Origin of the sequence: Kutzneria sp. 744 (assembly GCF_000568255.1) — a bacterium.
Classification (GTDB): Bacteria; Actinomycetota; Actinomycetes; order Mycobacteriales; family Pseudonocardiaceae; genus Kutzneria.
Map to the genome: position 1 here is coordinate 4,566,980 of NZ_KK037166.1, position 19,982 is coordinate 4,586,961.

A 19,982-nucleotide genomic window follows, 5' to 3' on the forward strand; every position below is an offset into this window, starting at 1 on the left:
ACCCACTGTGCGGGCGTCTGGCGCAGAATCCGATCTCCCGCCCCACCCTGAGTGGACCGAAGCGCTGGGGGAAGAACTCGACCGTCTGCGGGCCGAGGTCATCGCCACCCGCGGCGAACCCGACGCCCGCTACATCCGAGGGATCATCACCGGCCAGCGGGCCCTCGAGATCGCGGGCCGGATCGCCCTGGCGTTCTCGCTGTTCCCCCCCGCCTGGGTCTGCGGCACCCTCATGCTCAGCACCGCCAAGATTCTGGAGAACATGGAACTGGGGCACAACATCCTGCACGGCCAATGGGACTGGATGGGCGACCCGGCGATCCACTCCACAACCTGGGAATGGGACTTCCTCACCCCGGCCGACGCCTGGAAACGCACCCACAACCACCAACACCACACCTGGACCAACGTCGTCGGACGCGACCGGGACCTCGGCTACGCCGTGCTGCGGATGAGCCCCGAGCAGCCCTGGCACCCGGCCCATCTGGCCCAGCCGCTGGCCAACGCCCTGCTCGCGCCCGTGTTCGAATGGGGCATCGCGCTGTACGACCTGGAACCGGACGTGGTCCTCTCCGGCGGCAGGAGCCCTCGCCATCTTGTCGACGACGCGGCGAGGCTGGCGGCCAAGGCCCTGCGCCAACTCGCCAAGGACTACCTGCTCTTCCCCGTGCTCGCGGGGCCTTCGGCGGTTCCCTGCCTGCTGGGCAACCTCACCGCCAACACCGTGCGCAACATCTGGTCGCACACCATCATCATGTGTGGTCACTTTCCCGGCGCGGTCCAAACCTTCACCGAAGCGCAGGTCCACGAGGAGACCCGCGGCCGGTGGTACCTCCGCCAGATCCAGGGCTCGGCCAACATCGACGGCGGCCCCCTTTTCCACATCCTCACCGGCAACCTCAGTCACCAGATCGAACACCACCTCTTCCCGGACCTCCCCAGCAACCGCTACGCCCAGCTCGCCCCCCGGGTGCGCGAGATCTGCCAGCGTTACGGCCTTCCCTACGTCACCGGCCCGTTGCTCCGGCAGTACGCCTCCACCTGGCGGCGGATCCTTCGCCACGCGCTTCCGAACCGCTGAGCCGCCGCTCCCCGGACGACGCAGGCAGCGCCGAGCCGACCGAGACGCTCGCCCCGGTCACCGACCGCCTTCCGGATGCCGGGTTCCTGTTCGGAGCGTCGAACAATCTTGTCGCCCGGTAGGCGAATGTCAGCCACGCGCGGTGGTGAACTCCTTGAGCGTGCCGATCACGTACTCGATCATCTCCGTGGTGATGCCCGGGTAGACGCCGACCCAGAAGGTCCGCTCGGTCACGATGCCGCCGCCGACGTCCAACTTCCCGACATCGCGCTAGCCGCCTACGACGACGCGCAGGCATTACACGACTCCGTCATCGCCAACCGACGCCAGTACCTCGACGCCGAGACTCGCCGCAGCGGCGCCGACCTGGTCGCTGACACCGCCGAGCGGGACCGCCTCGCTGGGCAACGCTCCGATGGGATGCGCCTGCTCGCAAGCGGTGGTGCCATCGAGACCTTGCTCGAGCTCCAACGCGATGTCGCCAAGCGTCAGGTCCGCGTCGAGCAACTCCGCCACCGCTACGATAACGCCGTCGCTCTTGAATCCGAACAAGACGAACTCCGTCTCGAACGCCAGCGACTCGCCGCCGCCCTGACCCGCGACCTGGCCGAGCGCCAACAGATCCCGCGTCCGGCGTTCGTCATCTTCGAGCGCCTGTCCCAACGCCTCTACGCTGACCAGCAACACGGCCGCCTGGTGATCAACGCCACCGACAATGGGCCTGACATCAGCGTCACGATTCCACGCGGGCGCAGCAAGGGATCACCAACATGCAGGTCTACTGCTTCGACCTCAACCTGAGCGTGCTGTGGTCCCACAAGCAACGCGGTCCCGGCTTTCTGGTCCACGACAGCCACCTGTTCGACGGCGTCGATGAACGCCAACGAGCCTCGGCTCTGCAACTGGGCGCCGAGTACGCCGCGGCTGAGGGCTTCCAGTACATCGTCACGCTCAACAGCGATGAAGCTCCGAAGGACCTGCCTGACGGCCGTGCCGTCGAAGACTTCGTCCTGCCTGAACGTCTCACCGACCATGGCGAGGATGGCGGCCTCTTCGGATTGCGGTTCTAGCGCCTTGCCGAAGCCACCAGTGGACGGGACTAACGAGTTTCCTCAACAGATGATCTGACGTCCGAACTGCGTATCGCTCGTGTGCCGGATGCCGTCCGCTTGCTCGTCGCCTCGGAGTCGTTCCCCACGCGGGTCAGGTGGTCGTGCAGTCTTCGACATCGCCGGGCAGCCCTGCGCTAATCCACAGCGTGTCGATCGGGCACGGCCCGCTCGGTCCGTCAACGGGCCGCAGCCGGGATAGCAGCCAGCGGCGCGACGGGATACCGGCGACCACCATTCACGCTGTCAGCGGTGGACCGGAAGGCTCGTCGCCAAGGATCACCCAGATGAGGTGGAGCAGAATCCTGACCCTATTTCGCGGGAATCCTGACCCTGCTCCAGTTTTGCTCCAGAAGCGGGTGCGACCGTCCACCGGGGACCGAAAAACAAGATCGCCCCCAAACCTAGTTCTCCCAGGTCAGAGGGCGTATCTGAGTTATTCAACAATTGTGGAGCTGAGGGGACTCGAACCCCTGACCCTCACACTGCCAGTGTGGCGCACGACCATTGCGAACAGCGCACCCGGCCTGCGGAAACAGAGAACCGCCACGTCAAACCCGTTGCAGTCACTGCAATTGAGTGCCACACAGTGCAGTTCAATGTAGTTTCAACACGCATCCCTGCTCCAGTTTTGCTCCGCCACGTTCAGTGTGAAAGCATTGGATACAGCCGCATCCCAGGCCGAGGCCTGTACCTGGCGACACCCTGACCGTCCCTACCCTTACGGCGACTTGAGCACAGGGGCTGGTTCAATACTCCACCAGAGGGCGGCGCAAGTTGTGTCGTGAGCATTGCATTGCGGGCTACGCGGCCTAGACCTTTGATGTCCCCAGCAACGCCAGGGCATTGAGCTTCCAGGCTCAACGAGCGTCGATCCCTTAAGATGGCGCTTCAACCAGACAGGAGGACACGTGACCGACAGGCAGCCGGCCGCTCAGGCCGGCGGTGGCGGTTTCATGTCCCGCATGTTCGGCCAGAACCAGGGCGCCGCGCCGATGGGTGCGCCGCAGGGCGGCTCCGGCGGTGGGTTCCTGAAGACGGCGGCGGCCGCGGCGGCCGGTGTCGCCGGAGGCGCGCTGCTGTTCCAGGGGTTGAACGGAATGTTCGGCGGGCACGAGGGGTCGGGGAGCGAGGCGCACCACGCCATGGACGAGCCCGGCGGTTGGGACGACGAAGATCAGTGGTGAGCGGTACCCGGTCGTTGTGACAACTGGCGGCCACTCGTCGGTGCAACGTTGAGCGTTTCATACCCATGCTTAGCGGCTCAGTAAATAAGCACGCGTCCCTACTTGGCACGAACCAGAAGGGGTATGTATATACTTACAAGTAGACTGCTATCGTCCCAGACCAGATGCAGATTGTACGGCGCGCAAGCAAGCGGAGGGAGCACAGAAAGGCCATGATAGACACTGCCAACGCCTCAACAGACTAACAAGGATGCGCTTCTCAAGTCGTGGGGTCGATTACCAAACGCACGTGGTCGATCTGTCCCACATCCACCATTCTAATTGGAATTGGCCTTGTAGGGTTTATGTCGACCTTTTAGGGAATATGTTAGCACCAATACCAGGTGGGGAAACATCTCATGGAGTCGACGCGGACCGTTATAAAATCACGTTATCACTAGGCAACCGTACTACTAGATCGGCGCGCCGTAGGCCGATCCCGTCGACTACCGACGTGCAGCACCGAGCGCGGCGTCGACCAACGCCTTCCGGTCGACCTTCCCGTTCGCGGTCACCGGTAGCGTCTGCACCCGCAGCCAGCGAGCGGGCACCATGTACTCCGGCAGCCGGGCACCGGTGAACTCGGTCAGGCGTTCGCCGAGGTCGTCGTCCGGCGTGCGGGGCACATAGGCTCCGAGCAGTTGCTTGTGCCCACCGGCACCCTCGAACGGCAACACGACGGCATCGGCCACGTCCGGGTGGTCGATGACGACCTGGCGGATCTCGGCCGGCTCCACGCGAAAACCGCCCACCTTCACCTGGTCGTCGCGGCGGCTGAGGAACCGCAGCCTGCCTTGCGCGTCCAGGCGGACCAGGTCCCCGGTGCGGTAGAGGCGTTCGGACGGGTTCGCGCCCCAGTACCCGAACGCGAGCCCGGTTGCTTCCTGGTCGCCCAGGTAGCCGACGGCCAGGCCCGTTCCACCGGTGTACAGCTCGCCGACCGCGCCGGGCGGGACGGGAAGTCCGCGCTCGTCGAGCACATGAACGGAGGTGCCGCGCACGGGCAGCCCGATCGGCAGCGGGTCCACCACGTCCTCCGGCGAGTCCACGACGTGGACCGTGGTGAACGTGGAGTTCTCCGTGGGGCCGTAGCCGCTGACCACGGTCAGGGCCGGGTTCGCCTCCAACACCCGCCGGACGTGCTCGGACGGCACGACATCGCCACCGGTGAGCAGGTAGCGAACCTGCGCGAGCGACCCCGGCGCGAACTCCGCGAGCAACCGGAACAAGCCCGAGGTCAACCACAGCGCGGTGACGCCGCGCTCGACGACGAAGCGGCCCAGTTCGGCCGGCGACGGCACGCCCGGCGGGTGCACCTCCACGCACCCGCCGCCGAGCAGCGGGAACCACAGGTCGATCGTGGACGCGTCGAAGGCGAGCGGGGCGAACCGCAGGAACCTCGTGCCAGGTCCGCAGTCGACGTAGTCGGCGCCCGCCACCAGGCGGGCGATGCCGCGGTGCGGCACGAGCACACCCTTCGGGGAACCGGTCGAGCCAGAGGTGAACGACAGGAACGCGACCCGCTCCGGGTCCTGGGGGACGACGTGCGGCTCGGGTGCGTCGTCATGGAGCCAGTCCCTCCAACGACACACCACGACGGGCAGATCGAACACAGCAGCCGCGTGGGAGACGGCGGCGGCGGGCCGTGCTCGCCGCAGGATCTCCGCCTTGCGCCGCTCAGGCATCCGCTCGTCCACGCCCAGGTAGGCCGCGCCCGCACGCACGACGCCGAGGACCGCGACTACTTCGTCGATCGAGCGCGGCAGGTCGACCACCACCACGTCCCCCGGGCGCACGCCCGCCTTCCTCAGCAACACGGCCTGCGCCGCGCTCGCCGCCGCCAGCTCCCGGTAAGTCAGCCGGTCGTCACCTTCCCGAACCGCGATGGCATCCGGGGTGCGCGCCGCCTGGGCCAAGAACGCCGTGTCGAGGCAGTCCACCGGGTTGTCCGGCGTCGGTGACGCCAGCGCGTCGAGCAGCGCCGCCGATCCGGTGGAGATGCCACGCACCTCGACGACTCGCGTGGCGGTCGTCAGCTGCTCGCATGTGGCGACGAGATCGTCCAGGAACCGTGCCGCCTCTTCCCGGGTCCACACCGCGGTCGCGAACTCCAGGAAGCCGGTGATTTTCTCATCCGTCCGCTGGAACACCAGGCTGAGGTCCATCGGGGCACGGCCATTGTGCTCCTCGGTCACCCGCACCCGCAGGCCACCCGCGAGCAGTTCGCGGTCCACCAGGTCGCTGTAACCGTTGCAGACCAGCTGCACCAGCGGGTTGCGGCCGGCATCCGCCCCGATCCCAAGCGAGTGCACCAACTCGACGCTGGGCACGTCGGCATGGTCGAGGCTTCGTCCCAGCGACTGCTGCACCGCGCGGATCTGCTCGTCAGTGGTCCGGTCGTCGTCCACGTCGATCACGACCGGCACCACCGCGGCGCACTGCGCGACCAGCTCGCGCAGGGCCTTCGTCGGGCGGCCGGTCGTGGGCACGCCGATCAGGAAACGCCGCTGTCCCGTGTAGCGGGACGCCAGCAGGCCGTAGGCGGTGAGCAGGTGCGCGAACGGCGTGACACCCAGCCGGGCAGCGTGCTGCCGTACGGCGTCCACGGTCTCCGCAGGCAGTTCGAAAGGCAGCTGAACGCCTTCGCCGTCGCGCACTCGAGACCGGATCCGGTCTGTGGGCAGATCGACGGTGAGCGGCACCTCGGCGAGCTGTTCGCGCCAGAAGCTCAACTGTTCGCCCCAGAGCCCGGACTCTCGGAGCGCATGTTGGTGCGCCACCAGGACGTCAGGCTGGGGAGGATCCGCCTGGTCGCCCATCCCACCCGCGTACCGGGCGAAGACCTCTCGCAGCACAAGGCCGACCGACCAGGCGTCCAGGAGCATGTGGTGGGTCACCAGCAGCAGGACGTTCTGCCGCGGTCCGCCGGTCACTAGCACGAAGTCCAGCGGTGGTAGCCCGCCCACGGCGAACGGCAGGCGCCCGCGGCGGCGGACCACGCGGCGGACGTGCTGTGCGAAGCCGGCCGCAGGAACGCGGACCCGTTCCAGGTCCGGTGTCCGGTCCGCCAGCACGAGCCGGCGCAGATCACCGTCCGCGGTCGGGAAACACGTGCGCAGTCCATCGTGGCGGCGGGCAGTCGCCACCAGAGCCGACTCCAGCCGTCCGACCTCCAACTCGCCTTCCAGCACGGCGCTGAAGACGAGGTTGTAGACCGGCTCGCCGACGACCTGCTCGTCCGCCCACATGCCGCGCTGGGACACGGTGGGGACGTCGTCCAGCGCGGCTCCGGCGGTGACCGCGGCCGTCGGGACACCGCGACCGCGCGCCGCGCGCTCCAGGACGGCGGCCAGCGGTTCGGGGCCGAGCAGCGCGCTCACCGACAGGTCGCGTCCGACATCCTCGGTTGTCCTCGATGCCAACAGCATGGCTGCCAGCGAGTCGCCGCCGAGTTGGACGAAGCTGCGGGCGGGCGGCAGGCCGTCGCCGCTCGGAGCGCCCAACACCTCGCGCGCCAACTCGTTCAGGCGCGCTAGCACCGCATTCTCGGGTTCACCCGATCTGGCGCGCGGGCTCATGGCCGCCTCCCTCCCTCTGTTCGGCGCGTTTCCGGGCACGCGCGGCCTGCCCATCGAGCACCGCCACCGCCGAGCCGCACAGCATCACCACTGCGCCGACGGCCTGCACGGCGGACACCGACTCGCCCAGAAAGACAGTCGCGAACACCGCGCCGAAGACCGGGACGAGGAACGTCGCGACCGACGCGGTAGCGGCCCCGACATCGCGGATGGACGAGTAGTACAGGAGACCAGCCAGGCAGGTGGGCCCGAGTGTCAGGAAGACCATGTTGAACCAGAACCCGGCCGACAACGCGGACCAGGTGACCTGGGTTGCGGCGGGCGCCGACAACAACAGCAGTGGCACCGCGCCCGCGGCCAGACCGTACGCGGTGGCGTGCAGGGGCGGTGTGCCGGCCAGGGCACGCTGGCCCAGGAGAGTGTAGCCGGACCAGATGGCCGCGCACACCAGGAACACGAGGTCACCGAGCAACCGGTCGGTACCGGCGGACGGCCCCTCGAACGCGCCAACGGCGAACAACGCCGTGCCGGCCAAGGCCGAGCACAACGCCACGACCCGTCGGCGCGACAGCCCCTGCCCACCGGTCACGGCCGACACGGCCGCCGTGATCAACGGACTCAGGCCGGGCACGATCACGCTGGCGTCGACCGCCGGTGCGAGACTCAGCCCCCAGAAGAACAGCGCGTTGTAGACGAAGACACCCAACAGCCCGGCCAGTGCCGAGCTCACTCGGGCGACCGGGGTGGCCGTCCGGGTGAACCTGACGACGAGGAGCATGATCACCGCCCCCGCCGCGAACCGGATCGCTGCCACCACCTCAAACGGGGCGGCGCCAACCGCCCACTTGGAACTGGCCGTCGCGCTGCCCCACAGCGCCGTCGCGAGGAGCAGGACCAGCAAGGCACGCACCCCGGGTCACCCGGCCTTGCTCAGCACGGACGCGGGCACCGGGTAGCCAGGCACGGGGAAGCGGGCGCAGAGGTCCGCCACCGCCGCGCGAGTGGCGTCCCGGACCGCCTCGGGCAGGTGGTGGCGAGGACCATCCGCTCGCACCGCGCGCAGCACATCGTCGAGCAACCGCGCGCACGCACGCGCCTGAGTGGCGCCCATCCCGCGCAGGGCGACGCTGTTGACGCCCAGCCGCAGTCCACTCGTTACCAGTGCGGGCTTGGTGTCGCCAGGAACTCGGTTCTTGTTCACCACGATGCCGCATTCCTGCAACGCCCGTTCCGCCATCACCCCGGTGATGCCCAGCGGCGTGAGGTCCAACAGCACGATGTGGTTGTCGGTGCCTCCGGAGACGACCGTGTGGCCCTTCGACGCCAACTCGTCGGCAAGCACCCGCGACAACGCCACCACGCGGCCCATGGTGGCGCGGAAGTCGTCGCCCGCCGCGATGGCCAGGGCGCGGGCCTTTGCTGCGATCACGTTCAACGCGGGAGCGCCCTGGTAGAACGGGAACACCGTCCGCTGCAGGAAGTCCCCCAGCGTGCCCGAGCCGATGGGCGCGGCCCCGTCGGCGTCCTCGCCGCTCAGGATGAGGCCACCACGCGGCCCGTAGAGTTGCTTGTGTGTGCAGCACGTCGTGATGTGGGCGTGGTCGATCGGGTTGGGATGGTGTCCGGTCACGACCAGGCCGGCGGTATGCGAGATGTCGGCCAGCAGGTACGCCCCCGTCTGGTCGGCGATTTCCCGGAAGCGCCTGAAGTCGATGGTCCGGGAGTACGCGGTGGCGCCGCACACGATGACCCGTGGCCGGTGCCGCGCGGCGAGTTCGGCGACCTCGTCGTAGTCGAGCAGTCCAGTCTCGGTCAGCCCGTACCCCACCGCGTGGAAGTACCTGCCGGCGTAGGCGGCGGGGCTTCCGTGCGTGAGGTGGCCGCCGCTGTCCAGAGCCATTCCGAGCATCGTGTCGCCGGGACGCATCAGCGCCGAGAGCACCGCGTAGTTGGCCGTCGTCGCCGAGTGCGGCTGGACGTTCGCGTACCGCGCGCCGAACAGCCTCCTCGCCCGGTCGACCGCCAGCCGCTCGATGTCGTCCACCGCCTCGCAGCCGGCGTGGTAGCGACGGCCCGGGTACCCCTCGGCCGTCACGTTGACCGCGACGCTCGCCTGGCTGGCGAGAACGGAGGGGTCGACGACGCTGGACGAGGCCACGAGCGAGAGCGTGCCGGCCTGCCTGCGCTGCTCCGCGAGCATCGCGTCCCACAGATCCGGATCTTCTAGTGCGAGCTTGCTCAGACCGCCCTGCACCAACGCGTGTAACGGGTCGTCGATCATGATCACCCCTGTCCCGGCGCGGGCAGAGCACGCCGAATGATCGCCGCCAGTTCGGCGGCGCGGTCCTTGACGAAGTAGTGGCCCGCGTTCGCGATCACCATCGACTCGACCGAGTCGAAGTGCCGCAGCCAGCGGGTGTGGGTGGTGAGGTGATCAGCGGTGGTCAAGTCGTCGGCGCCGAACACGCACTGCGCGGGCGTCACCAGCGGCTCTGGTTCCTCGCGTGTCGCCGTCAGATGGAACAAGGCTGCCTGCCGCATGTCGTGCCGGGCCGCGTGGAGGATAGGCTCGACTTCCGACCACCCCAGGTCGCCGGCGAAGCCGCCTATTTCCCGCAAAGCGCCGTACAACTCCCGGTCCGTCATCGCGCGCTCCTCCCTCAGGACCGCACCAGGGTCCGCCGGCGGCACCGCGGCGCCGAGGAACACGTGCCGCAGGTCGACGCCGCGTTTTTCCAGTTCGCGAGCGAGCGCCACCGCAAGCGCCGTGCCAGCGGAATGCCCGTACACCATCACGGGTCCGGTGACCGAGGCCGCCAACTCCTCGGCGCATCGCCGCGCGGCCTCGTCGAACGAAAGCAACGGATCGCGATCACCCGGGTCGTGGCCGGGAAGAGCGATGGCCCGCAACTCGACGGTGGCGGGGAGGTGCGCGGCGAGCCGTTGGTAGCTGACCGCATTGCCGCCGCTGTGCGGCGCGCAGACGAGGGTGACGGCGGCGGCGGCGCTGCCCGGCGTCAGCCGATGGATTAAGCCGCGGCGCCGGTCGGATCGACGAACCACGTCGGCGAGCGCGGCCACCGTGCGGTGGGTAAGCAGTTCGACGACCGGCACCGTCCGATCGATGGCGGTCATCGCCTTGATTGCCGTGAACGAATCCCCGCCAAGGCGAAAGAAGTCGGAATCCGCGTTGAGCGGGCCGGTGCCCAGGATCTCCTGCCACACCAACGCTATCCGGCGCTGCGTGTCGTCGGTCAGCGGTTCGCCGGCGTCGGAGACGAGCTCGACTTCGCTCAGCCCGCGCCGGTCGACCTTCCCGTTCGGCGTGGTCGGGAAACGGTCGACCATGGCGATGACACCGGGCACCATATGCTGCGGCAACCGTTCGGCGAGGAATGCTCGCAGAACCGGATCGGACGGTGTGGCGTCGACCGCTCGGGGGCGTACGAAGGCGGCCAGAGTAGTGTTCCCGCGCTGACCGCGGGCGACGACAACAGCGTCGAGCACGTCCGGGTGTCGGCGCAGCGCGGCCTCCACCTCGCCCGTCTCGATCCGCATGCCGTGCACCTTGACCTGGAAGTCAATACGCCCGAGCAGTTCGATCACCCCGTCGGGGCGGAAGCGGGCCAGATCACCGGTCTTGTAGAGGCGCTCGCGCAGTCCCGGGGCGAGTTCGCGCTCAACGAACCGCTCGGCGGTGAGCTCGGCGCGGTTGAGGTAACCCAGCGCCAGGCCCACTCCCGCCAGGTGCAGTTCGCCCGGCACGCCGACCGGAACCGGCTGCATCGCGGCATCCAGCACATAGGCGCGTTGGTTGGCCATCGGCCGCCCGTAGGGAATGCTGGCCCAGGCCGGGTTCACCTCGGCAACCGGGAAGATGATGGAGTCCATGGACGCCTCCGTCGCCCCTCCCAGGCTGATGAACTCCAGATCTGACGTCACCGCGCGCAACCGATCGGGCAGTGTCACCGCGATCCAGTCGCCGCCGAGCAGCGCGAGCCGCAACGGCAGCGGTCCGCCGCCGTCCCGCTCCACCGCGTCGAGCAGCAGTTCGAGCAGGGCCGGCGCGGAGTGCCAGACGGTGACGCGATGCTCGCGCAGCAGCCGTGTCCACAGCGCCGGGTCGCGAGCGGCTTCCCGCGCGGGCATGACCACCGTCGCGCCGGCCGCCAGCGTGCCCAGCAAGTCGTATACCGACATGTCGAAGCTCGCTGACGACACCGCCAGGACGCTGTCACCCGGCCCGATCCCGAAGCGGGAGTTGAAATCGATGAAGTTGTTCACCGCGCCGCGGTGCCGCAACACGATTCCCTTGGGCTTGCCCGTCGAGCCGGAGGTGTAGATGACGTACGCGGGCTGCTCAGGGTCGTGGTCCGCCGCGAAGGGAACCGGGAGCGGGGCAGCGGCCCGCAGATCATCCAGCGGCACCGTCCGCACCCCCTCCCAGCGTCCGAGGAAGTCGTGGTCGGTGAGCACGGCGCTCGCCACGGAATCGGTGACCATGAACTCAAGCCGGTCGGCCGGGTAGTCCGGGTCCAGCGGCAGGTATGCCGCGCCCGCTTTCAACACCGCCAGCACCGCGGCGGCCTGCTCGATCGACCGGTGCAGGCAGATGCCGACGATGTCGCCGTGTCCGAGGCCCATGTCGCGCAAATGGTGGGCGAAATGGTCGGCAAGCCGGTCCAACTGCGCGTAGGAGAACCGTTCGGCGCCACAAGCGATCGCGACGTCGTCGCCGTGCTCGGCCGCGCGCCGTTCGAACAGCTCGTGCAAGCACTTGTCCGGGAACGGTTGGCCGGTGTCGTTCCACTCCAACAGCATCCGCTGACGCTCCACATCGCCGAGCAGGCGCAGCTCGGTCACCGGGGTCGTCGGCGCGGCGATGGCCGAGGCGAGCAGCTCTCGGAAGTGCCCGGCCAGCCGCTCGACGGCGCCGCGCTCGAACAGCGCCTCCCGATAGGTGATGACGTCCTTGTCCGGGGCGAACACCAGGTCGGCCGGGTCCGCCACGGGTCCGCCGAGGACCAGCGACACCCTGGTGCGCGGCCCATCCCACGCGTCGGCATCCCGGGACATGTGGGTGATCCGGTTCGGTACCTCGTCGAAGATGGGTGTGCCGGACAGGTCAACGCGGAGGAGGGTCTCTTCGTCCGGAATGGACAGCTCGATGTCAACGCTTTCCTGTGCGTTGTACCGGTATAACAGGACCGCCAACGCCGCAGCGACCACGCGCCACGGCGGCAGCCGCCTCGTTGTGGAGAAGACGTGTAACCGCTCGACCAGGTCCGCCGGGAGCCTCAGCGACGTGGAAGCGCGGCGCGCGTCGGTCGGGTCGGCCGCCACCACGCCTATCGGGAAGTCGAGCAGCGCTTGACCCTCGTGTTCGACCACGGTGTTCGATCTCCTCTCAGCTGCGCCGGCGAAGCCGGCCACACCACTCGGTGGTGGTCAGGTCGTCAATGTGGACGTCAAGCCGTCGACATCACGGTTCACCGCGACTAGGGCGCGTGTGACCGCGAACCCGATCTGCTCGTTGACCCGCATCAGGTGCCTGTTGTTGGCGCTGGTGTTCGTGTAGATCCGTTCGAATTCAGAGCGGCCGGCCAGGGGCCACCGCAGCGTGTGCGCTTTCAGGCACCGTCCGAGCCCATGCCAACGGTCCAATGACGTTCTCCGTCCGGTCGAGACGTCCTCCTTTGCAGTCGAGCACCGGAGCACCCGATGACCAGCAGAGCGGTCATCGACAACATGAAGCCGGGCAGATTCGACGAAGGTCCGATCGGCAGGTGTGAACCGGCGCCGAGGATCAGGTCGACCTTCCTCGGTCCCGCGAGGACCGCAGCTGCGATCAGCGCCCACCGCCACCGTGACGATCGCAACGGGCCAATGCTCGCCGAGCAGCGGCATGAGCCACGGACGGGAACCCGTAGCGAGGCTGTGTATGAGGCCGTCGCCACAACGGTAGAACCTTGCCCCGCTGGTAGTGTTCAGGAAGCGCATGACAATTCCAGCAATGTGATCCGGTGCACCTGCCTCAAGGGATCGGGCAACTCAAGTGCACGGTCGACGGCCACCTGTTCGACGGCCAAGGCAACCGTTCCATAGAGACGAGCGCCCCGACCCAGCTGACCGCTCTCTATCGGAGCGCCGCGTCCAGGCGACGACCACAGTCGACGATGACCGACTGGTCGCACACCCGCCAATACCGATTCGGCACGTTATGCGCGCGATCCACACCGCCTTGGCGGCCCGCTGGTCACCGGACCGGCCCAACCCACCACGCCGTTCGTCCGGGAAGAACGACCAGAGCTACAACATGAAGATCGAATAGGCATTGAGCCAGCCCGTTGCCCGCCTACACAAATAGGTGATCCACGTTACCGCAAGCAGCCAACGAGCACCATCGAGGTGGGATACAAACCTTTGGTCGCACCGTTCGGCGCGTGGCCGCGTGAATGTTTCCGCGACTCCACAGAAGCACATCCGCATCGACGAAAACCGGCCCAGACTTGGCCAGAGCATCACCGTTTACCACATCGTTGATAACACAGGCGCGCCACAGTCAAATCTCCAACAATTGACACACCGATAAACAGGATGCCGGTCAATAATCCCCGTCGACAGTGCCAATCCTGTGATGAGCACGCACATCATCACCTCTCCCCCCATCTCACCCTCAACCTTGACCGAATGCACGCCGAAGGCCGTCGCTCAAGGACAATGCTTACCCAACTCACTACCCATAGGCTACCGAGCGACTACCCATGATCCAATGCCGCTAAGTTTACCCACGGCACAATGTCGCCAAGTGAGTATTTTGACTGGCCAGAGCCGTTACTCAAGGCTAACCAGGTGCGCCAGCGAGAGGCAACCTTGTCCACTGAGGACACCTCAGGCACACCTGGCGCAACCTCCTGGTAGACCCGCCGCAGCCTTGTGCCCCGACTCGCATACCACCCTCGCCCTAGCCAGAGTGCGCGCCCTCGGCGGCACCTTGACCAAGGCCGTCCCCAACGCCGTCTCCGGCCGCACGCCGCCCACTGGAGGTTCTCCGCCGCCGGCACCACCCTCCATCGCTTCCAGACCCCCGCCTTCCGCCCCGCGCTCGCTTCCCTCGCTCTTTATGCCCAAGACGACCTGAACGCCAGCCTTCCTCACTGAGTGCCCAAGCCACCACTCCCGCCGCCCTCCGCGCCGTCTACAGCTCCTCAGGCCACGACCGCCTCGCCGCCATCAAATGCCGTTACACCCCCAGAACCTGCCCCCAACCACCACATCCACTGGATCCGCCCACCCCTGACGCAAACGAACGCCTCTCGCTGGTCGCCGTGACTGGGCGGCGGTATCTCGTCAATGGCGCTGGGCGCGACGCTGGAGGCCGGCGGGGTATGCACCCCGTAACAACGAAAACAGGTCATCTTCCACGTCGCCAGCAGCTAGAATTCGGCAATGAACGTTGACTTCCCGCTGCGTCAGACGGATCGCGCAACTTCTCCCGCCGATCGCGCAAAGATCCTCTCCGATCCTGGATTCGGCCGTTACTTCACCGACCACATGGCATCGGCGCGATGGACACCCGATGCGGGCTGGCACGATCACCGGGTGGCTGCGTTGCGGCCGTACTCATTGCATCCCGGCACCGCCGTTCTGCACTATGCGCAGGAGATCTTCGAAGGACTCAAGGCTTACCGCCACGCCGACGGCAGCGTGTGGCTGTTCCGCCCGGAACTCAACGCTCGCCGGTTCCGGGACTCGGCCCGCCGACTGGCGCTGCCCGATCTGGACGAGCACGCGTTCCTCGCCAGCGTCGAGGCCGTGGTGCGAGCCGACGAGCCGTGGGTGCCCGATCACGGCGGCGAGGAGAGCCTGTACCTGCGGCCGTACATGTTCGCCTCAGAGGCATTCCTCGGTATGCGGCCGGCCGAGGAGGTCGTCTATGCGGTGATCGCGAGTCCCGCGGGCCCATACTTCGCCTCCGGGGTCATCGGCGTGACGCTGTGGATTAGCACCGTCTACACCCGGGCTGCCGTGGGCGGCACTGGTCCCGCGAAGTGCGGCGGTAACTACGCGGGCAGCCTTGCCGCCCAGATCGAGGCCCGTGAGCACGGCTGCGACCAGGTGATGTATCTGGACGGGGCGGAGGTCCGGTGGCTAGAGGAGTCCGGCACGATGAACGTCTTCCTGGTCACCGCCGACGGCGAGTTGGTCACGCCCATGTTGGGCACCATTCTGGAGGGAGTGACCCGCGCCAGCGTGTTGGAGCTGGCCACCGACCACGGGTTACGTGCTATCGAGCGGCAAATCGGCCTCGACGAGCTTCGTGACGGGTGTCGAAGCGGCGGGATCACAGAGGCGTTCGCGGTGGGCACGGCCGCTGTCATCACGCCGATCGTCGGCTTCAAGGGCGACGGCTACGAGTTCGCCGTCGGGGACAACAGGCCGGGCAAGACGACGCTGGCCGTTCGCGAGCACATCCTGGATATCCAGTATGGGCGGGTGCCGGACAAGCGAGGCTGGCTACGTCGGGTGGTGTAGGCCGTTCGCGGCTGCACGAAATTCAGCGGGACCGGGGACACAGTTCGACCAGCAGGCGATCTTCCTGGTGAACGCCCGATCCGAGCGACGGACGGCTCGATCAACTTGGCAGGTCAGAAATCCGCCAGGGCGATCGCGGGACGCTCGGCCAGGTCGGCTACATATCGCAGAAACCCGCCGGCCACATCGCCGTCGCACACCCGGTGGTCGAACACCAGCGACAGCTGAGCCACCTTGCGTACCACCAGTGAACCGTCAATGACCCACGGTCGGTCCATCACACGCCCGACACCGAGGATCGCCGCCTCGGGGTGGTTGACCAGCGCCGCGCTGCCGTCTACGCCATATACACCGTAGTTGTTGAGGGTAAACGTGCCACCGGTCAGCTCCGTGTTGGTGGCCTCACCCCTCCGCGCGGCCGTCACGAGCCTGGTGATCTCCCCATGCAACCGGCGGGCGTGGTACTGGTCGGCCGCGCGCACTACCGGCACCACCAGCCCCACGGCAGTCTGGGTGGCTATGCCCAGGTTGACCGTGCTGTGGCGAACGATCTCGTTGTCCTGCACGGAGGAGTTGAGCGCCGGGAACCGCCGAAGTCCGACCACCGCGCAGCGCGCGAACAGCGTCAACAATCCCGGGGAGTCTGTTTCGCGGAGCACCTCCCGCAGCTCAACCAAACCTGTCACGTCCGCGTCCACCCATACCGTGGCTGTCGGCGCAGACGCCGCGCGAGTCAGCTTCTCCGCGAGGGCTCGACGCAGCGGGACACGTTCACCGGCAGTCACCGCGGCCATCACGTCCGCCCGCGTGATCATTCCGTTCACGGCCGTGCCCTGCACCGAACGGAGATCGACGCCATGTTCCACAGCCAGGCGCCGCACGACTGGTGACGTCACGCCTGTGTTCCGTCGCGGCTCCTCCGGCGGGACGCCGTACCCGACGAGCACCCGATGCTGCTCGCTGCGAACCGTGACCAACGGCTCGGTCACACGTACCACCGCGCCCTCACCGGCGTGCAGGGTCACCACTGTCCCGGCGTGCGGCGAGGGGATCTCCACGGTCGCCTTCGCCGTCTCCACCTCCACCAACGGCTGGTCGACAGCGACGTCGTCGCCGATCGCCACCAGCCACCGCACCACCTCCGCCTCCATCAGTCCTTCACCCAGGTCCGGCAGGGGAAATTCGACAAGCGTCAACGGTCCTCCCATTGCAGGTCGGCGACGGCCGCCAGGATCCGGTCCACCGTCGGCAGGTGATGCCGTTCCAGGTGGGGTGGCGGGTACGGGATGTCCAGGCCGGTGACCCGGGCGACGGGCGCGTGCAGGTAGTGGAAGCAGCGGTCGGTCAGATCTGCGGCCACCTGTGTCGCCACCGAGGCGAAACCCGGGGCCTCGGCGATCACGACGGCCCGCCCGGTCTCGCGCACGCTGGCGGCCGCAGTGTCCTCATCGAACGGCACGAGCGTGCGCAGGTCGACGACTTCCAGGTCACGGCCTTCCTCGGCGGCTGCTTCCGCCGCCTGCAGGGCCAGCGGGACGGTCCCGCCGTACGCGATCAACGTCGCGTCCGCACCCCGGCGCAGGATCGCCGCCGTCCCGATCTGTCCTGTGTGCACAGACAGATCGGCCTCCGCCTTCGACCAGTACAGCCGCTTGGGTTCCAGGAAGATCACCGGATCCGGGTGGTCGATCGCCGCGCGCAGCAGGCTGTACGCGTCCTGGGGCGTGGCTGGCGCGACAACCGTCAAGCCTGGGGTGTGCGCGTAATAGGCCTCCGAGGAGTCGCTGTGGTGTTCCACCGCGCCAATCCCGCCGCCGTAGGGCACCCGGATCACCATCGGAAGGGTCAACCGGCCCCGCGTCCGGTTGCGCATCTTGGCCACGTGTCCGACGACCTGTTCGAACGCGGGCAGGGCGAAGGCGTCGAACTGCATCTCCACCACCGGCCGGAACCCGTTCATCGCCATGCCCACCGCCATCCCGACGATTCCGGACTCGGCAAGTGGCGTGTCGAAACACCGGCCGTCACCGAACCGGCCGTACAGGCCGTCGGTGATTCGAAAGACTCCGCCCAGCGGGCCGACGTCCTCGCCGAACACCACGACCGTGTCGTCGGCCGCCATCGCATCGGCGAGCGCGGCATTGAGCGCGTGGGCCATCGTGATAACGCCGGTCGCGGTCCGGATCGATGTCTGCCTGCTGTTGACGAGAACTGTCATGTCAAAGTCCTTCCGCAGCGAGTTCCGAACGCACCCGCGCCAGCTGGCGCGCCAGTCGCGCCGACATCGGCGCACCCACGTGTGCGAAGAGCTCGTCCGGCCTCGGTGGGACGGACACCACCATCCGGTCACGCAGATCGGCGGCGCGGGCGGCGGCCTCGCCGTCGATCTCTTTCCCATCCACTTCAGATAGTTCGAGGTGAACGCCGAGCCGGTCCACCGGATCGGCCGCGGCCCAGCGATCGACCTCCTCGCGATCGCGGTAGCGCGTCTCATCGTCAGAGTTGGAGTGGGGTTCCATCCGGTAGGTGATCGCCTCCACGAGCGTGGGACCGTCGCCGACCCGGGCCCGCTCCACGGCCTGATCGAGCACGGCCAGCACGACGGCGACGTCGTTGCCATCGACCCGCTCACCGGGAACGCCGTGGCCGATACCCTTGTGCGCCAATGAAGGCGCGGCGGTCTGGCGCTCAAGAGGCACGGATATGGCGTAGTGGTTGTTCTGAACAAGAAACACCACGCCCGCACGGAACACTCCGGCGAAGTTGAGTGCCTCATGGAAGTCGCCTTCACTCGTGGCGCCGTCGCCAAGCAGCACCATGGCCACGGCATGCTCGCCTCGTAGGCGAGCCGCGTGAGCGAATCCGACGGCATGCGTGGCGTGCGTAGCCAGCGGTGTGCACTGTGGGGCGACGCGGTGTCGGCGCGGGTCGTAGCCGCAGTGCCAGCTGCCGCGCATAAGCGTCAGAGCCTCCACGGGATCGACGCCACGTGCCATCACCGCCATCGTGTCGCGGTAGGTCGGGAACAACCAGTCTCGCTCTCCCAACGCGAGCACGGCACCCACCTGGCATGCCTCCTGTCCCCGCGCGGACGGGTATACGGCCAGTTCACCCTGTTTGGCCAACCGAGTCGCCTGCTGGTCCAACGCTCGACCGACCACCATGGCCCGGTACGCCGCGCGAAGCCGATGTTCGTCCGGCATGGCATGCCGGGCGCCGTCGACGCGACGTCCCTGCTCATCGATCAGACTGTCCGGCTTCACCGGGGGAAGCAGCGAATCGGTCGGCATTAGACACGTTCCTCGGCTCGGCATATTGTGACTGGCAGGTGGGTCAGGCCTGCTATGAAGTTCGACGCCAATCGCCGCGGTTCGCCGGCGAGCGCGAGGTCGTCTACCCCATGGACAAGCTCGTCGAAGAAGATCCGCAGTGTGGTCCGGGCAAGCGACGCGCCGAGGCAGTAGTGCGGTCCGGCGCCGAACGCGATGTGCCGGTTCGGCTGACGCCGGATATCGAAGCGGTTCGGGTCGGCGAAGCTCCACTCGTCCCGGTTGGCCGAGCCCACCCACACCGCGACCGCGGCACCATCGGGCACGGTTCCGCCGCTCAGCCGCACGTCGCCGCGCGCGTGCCGTAGGAAGCTGCTTGCGGGTGAGGTCCAGCGCAAGCCCTCCTCCACCAGCAACGGCACCAGGTTCGGGTCCCCCTGGACGGCCCGCCACTGGTCGGGGTGTTCCAGCAACGCCAGGACGGTGCCCGCGACGGTGTGCGGAGTGGTCGCGTTCGCACCGAGCAGCAGGCTGTAGCAGTTGACTACCACCTCCTCCTGGCTAAGTTCGCCGTCGCGCATGGTCATCAGCCGGCGTAACACGTCCGAGCCCGCGGTTGCCCTGCGGGTGACGTACTGCTCAGCCAGGTACTCGATGAGCTGGCAGTGTGCGATCGCGAGAGTTGTCGCGCCATCGCCGACCATGAACTCGGGTTCCTCGGGCGCGGCGGCCATGCCGGTCCACGTCACGACGTCGGCCCAGTGTCGTTCCGGGATATCGAGCACCAAGCCGGCCACGGCCATCGGCAGGGTTCGCGCCCACTGCGCCACATCCCATTCGGTCGAGTCGAACGCGGTGGCCAGCAGCAGCCGCACCGCCTTCCGGATGCGGTCTTCGGTGGCTTCGAGTGCGCGACCAGTGAACAAGCTGTTGAGCGGGCGACGCAGCTCGCCATGCCTGGGCGGGTCAGTGGCAGCGAGCATCTTGCCCGCGGCCGCGTCGCCGTGACCGAGTTGGTTGAGCAGACTGCCGCCTTCGGAAGTGAACTTGCGGTGGTCACCCAGGACACGGCAGGCGTCCTCGTAGCGGGTGACGGAGTAGAACACCCGGCCGTCAGGCAGTTCCTGGCGGTGCAGCGGGGCGTGCTCGCGCATAGCCGCCCAGACCGGATGTGGGTCACCGGC

Annotated in this window: 13 protein-coding genes and 1 tRNA gene; 4 read left to right on the forward strand and 10 right to left on the reverse strand. The window is 67.7% G+C overall.

Going from position 1 to position 19,982, the window contains the following annotated elements; translation table 11 throughout:
- The first annotated feature begins 7 nt into the window (after positions 1-7).
- On the forward strand, positions 8-1,081 hold the full coding sequence (locus KUTG_RS20460) for a fatty acid desaturase family protein (RefSeq protein ID WP_043730072.1): 1,074 nt from the start codon (positions 8-10) through the stop codon (positions 1,079-1,081).
- Positions 1,082-1,378: 297 nt separating this feature from the next.
- Here KUTG_RS20460 and KUTG_RS53655 read toward each other — a convergent pair whose 3' ends face one another.
- Positions 1,379-1,768 (reverse strand): hypothetical protein, encoded by a 390-nt coding sequence (locus KUTG_RS53655; RefSeq protein WP_052395072.1) that lies wholly within the window; start codon positions 1,766-1,768, stop codon positions 1,379-1,381.
- A gap of 74 nt (positions 1,769-1,842) precedes the next feature.
- Here KUTG_RS53655 and KUTG_RS53660 point away from each other — a divergent pair, with 74 nt between their 5' ends.
- Positions 1,843-2,151: a DUF2326 domain-containing protein gene (locus tag KUTG_RS53660; protein WP_255361029.1), complete on the forward strand. Its 309-nt coding sequence runs from the start codon at positions 1,843-1,845 to the stop codon at positions 2,149-2,151.
- A gap of 489 nt (positions 2,152-2,640) precedes the next feature.
- On the opposite strand, the gene KUTG_RS58775 is transcribed toward KUTG_RS53660, so the two are convergent.
- Positions 2,641-2,714 (reverse strand) — tRNA-Ala (locus KUTG_RS58775).
- Between the two features lie 387 nt (positions 2,715-3,101).
- Here KUTG_RS58775 and KUTG_RS20470 point away from each other — a divergent pair.
- A complete protein-coding gene (locus tag KUTG_RS20470) occupies positions 3,102-3,377 on the forward strand; it encodes a DUF2076 family protein (protein WP_052395076.1) in 276 nt (91 codons plus the stop codon).
- Positions 3,378-3,862: 485 nt separating this feature from the next.
- On the opposite strand, the gene KUTG_RS20475 is transcribed toward KUTG_RS20470, so the two are convergent.
- Genes KUTG_RS20475 through KUTG_RS53665 form a run of 4 tightly spaced genes read right to left on the reverse strand, consistent with a single transcriptional unit; the run spans position 3,863 to position 12,004 of the window.
- Positions 3,863-6,994: a non-ribosomal peptide synthetase gene (locus KUTG_RS20475; RefSeq protein WP_198047244.1), complete on the reverse strand. Its 3,132-nt coding sequence runs from the start codon at positions 6,992-6,994 to the stop codon at positions 3,863-3,865.
- A complete protein-coding gene (locus tag KUTG_RS20480; protein WP_198047245.1) occupies positions 6,969-7,895 on the reverse strand; it encodes a DMT family transporter in 927 nt (308 codons plus the stop codon). Before KUTG_RS20480 ends, KUTG_RS20475 begins: the two co-directional genes overlap by 26 nt.
- Before the next feature lie 15 nt (positions 7,896-7,910).
- Positions 7,911-9,275 carry a serine hydroxymethyltransferase gene (gene glyA / locus KUTG_RS20485; protein ID WP_043730078.1) on the reverse strand — a complete coding sequence of 455 codons (1,365 nt, stop codon included), beginning with the start codon at positions 9,273-9,275 and terminating at the stop codon, positions 7,911-7,913.
- A gap of 2 nt (positions 9,276-9,277) precedes the next feature.
- The gene (locus tag KUTG_RS53665; RefSeq protein WP_198047246.1) at positions 9,278-12,004 is read right to left on the reverse strand and encodes a non-ribosomal peptide synthetase; all 2,727 of its coding nucleotides are present in this window, start codon (positions 12,002-12,004) and stop codon (positions 9,278-9,280) included.
- Between the two features lie 2,439 nt (positions 12,005-14,443).
- On the opposite strand from KUTG_RS53665, the gene KUTG_RS20500 reads away from it, so the two are divergent.
- The gene (locus tag KUTG_RS20500) at positions 14,444-15,529 is read left to right on the forward strand and encodes a branched-chain amino acid aminotransferase (protein ID WP_043718844.1); all 1,086 of its coding nucleotides are present in this window, start codon (positions 14,444-14,446) and stop codon (positions 15,527-15,529) included.
- Between the two features lie 113 nt (positions 15,530-15,642).
- Here KUTG_RS20500 and KUTG_RS20505 read toward each other — a convergent pair whose 3' ends face one another.
- Genes KUTG_RS20505 through KUTG_RS20520 form a run of 4 tightly spaced genes read right to left on the reverse strand, consistent with a single transcriptional unit; the run spans position 15,643 to position 19,952 of the window.
- A complete protein-coding gene (locus tag KUTG_RS20505; RefSeq protein WP_043718845.1) occupies positions 15,643-16,737 on the reverse strand; it encodes a dihydrolipoamide acetyltransferase family protein in 1,095 nt (364 codons plus the stop codon).
- On the reverse strand, positions 16,722-17,747 hold the full coding sequence (locus tag KUTG_RS20510) for an alpha-ketoacid dehydrogenase subunit beta (protein WP_052395089.1): 1,026 nt from the start codon (positions 17,745-17,747) through the stop codon (positions 16,722-16,724). The genes KUTG_RS20505 and KUTG_RS20510 overlap by 16 nt, the downstream gene beginning before the upstream one ends.
- A 1-nt stretch (position 17,748) precedes the next feature.
- Positions 17,749-18,819 (reverse strand): thiamine pyrophosphate-dependent enzyme, encoded by a 1,071-nt coding sequence (locus tag KUTG_RS20515; protein WP_043718847.1) that lies wholly within the window; start codon positions 18,817-18,819, stop codon positions 17,749-17,751.
- A complete protein-coding gene (locus KUTG_RS20520) occupies positions 18,819-19,952 on the reverse strand; it encodes a cytochrome P450 (RefSeq protein ID WP_157494671.1) in 1,134 nt (377 codons plus the stop codon). Before KUTG_RS20520 ends, KUTG_RS20515 begins: the two co-directional genes overlap by 1 nt.
- Between the last annotated feature and the right edge of the window lie 30 nt (positions 19,953-19,982).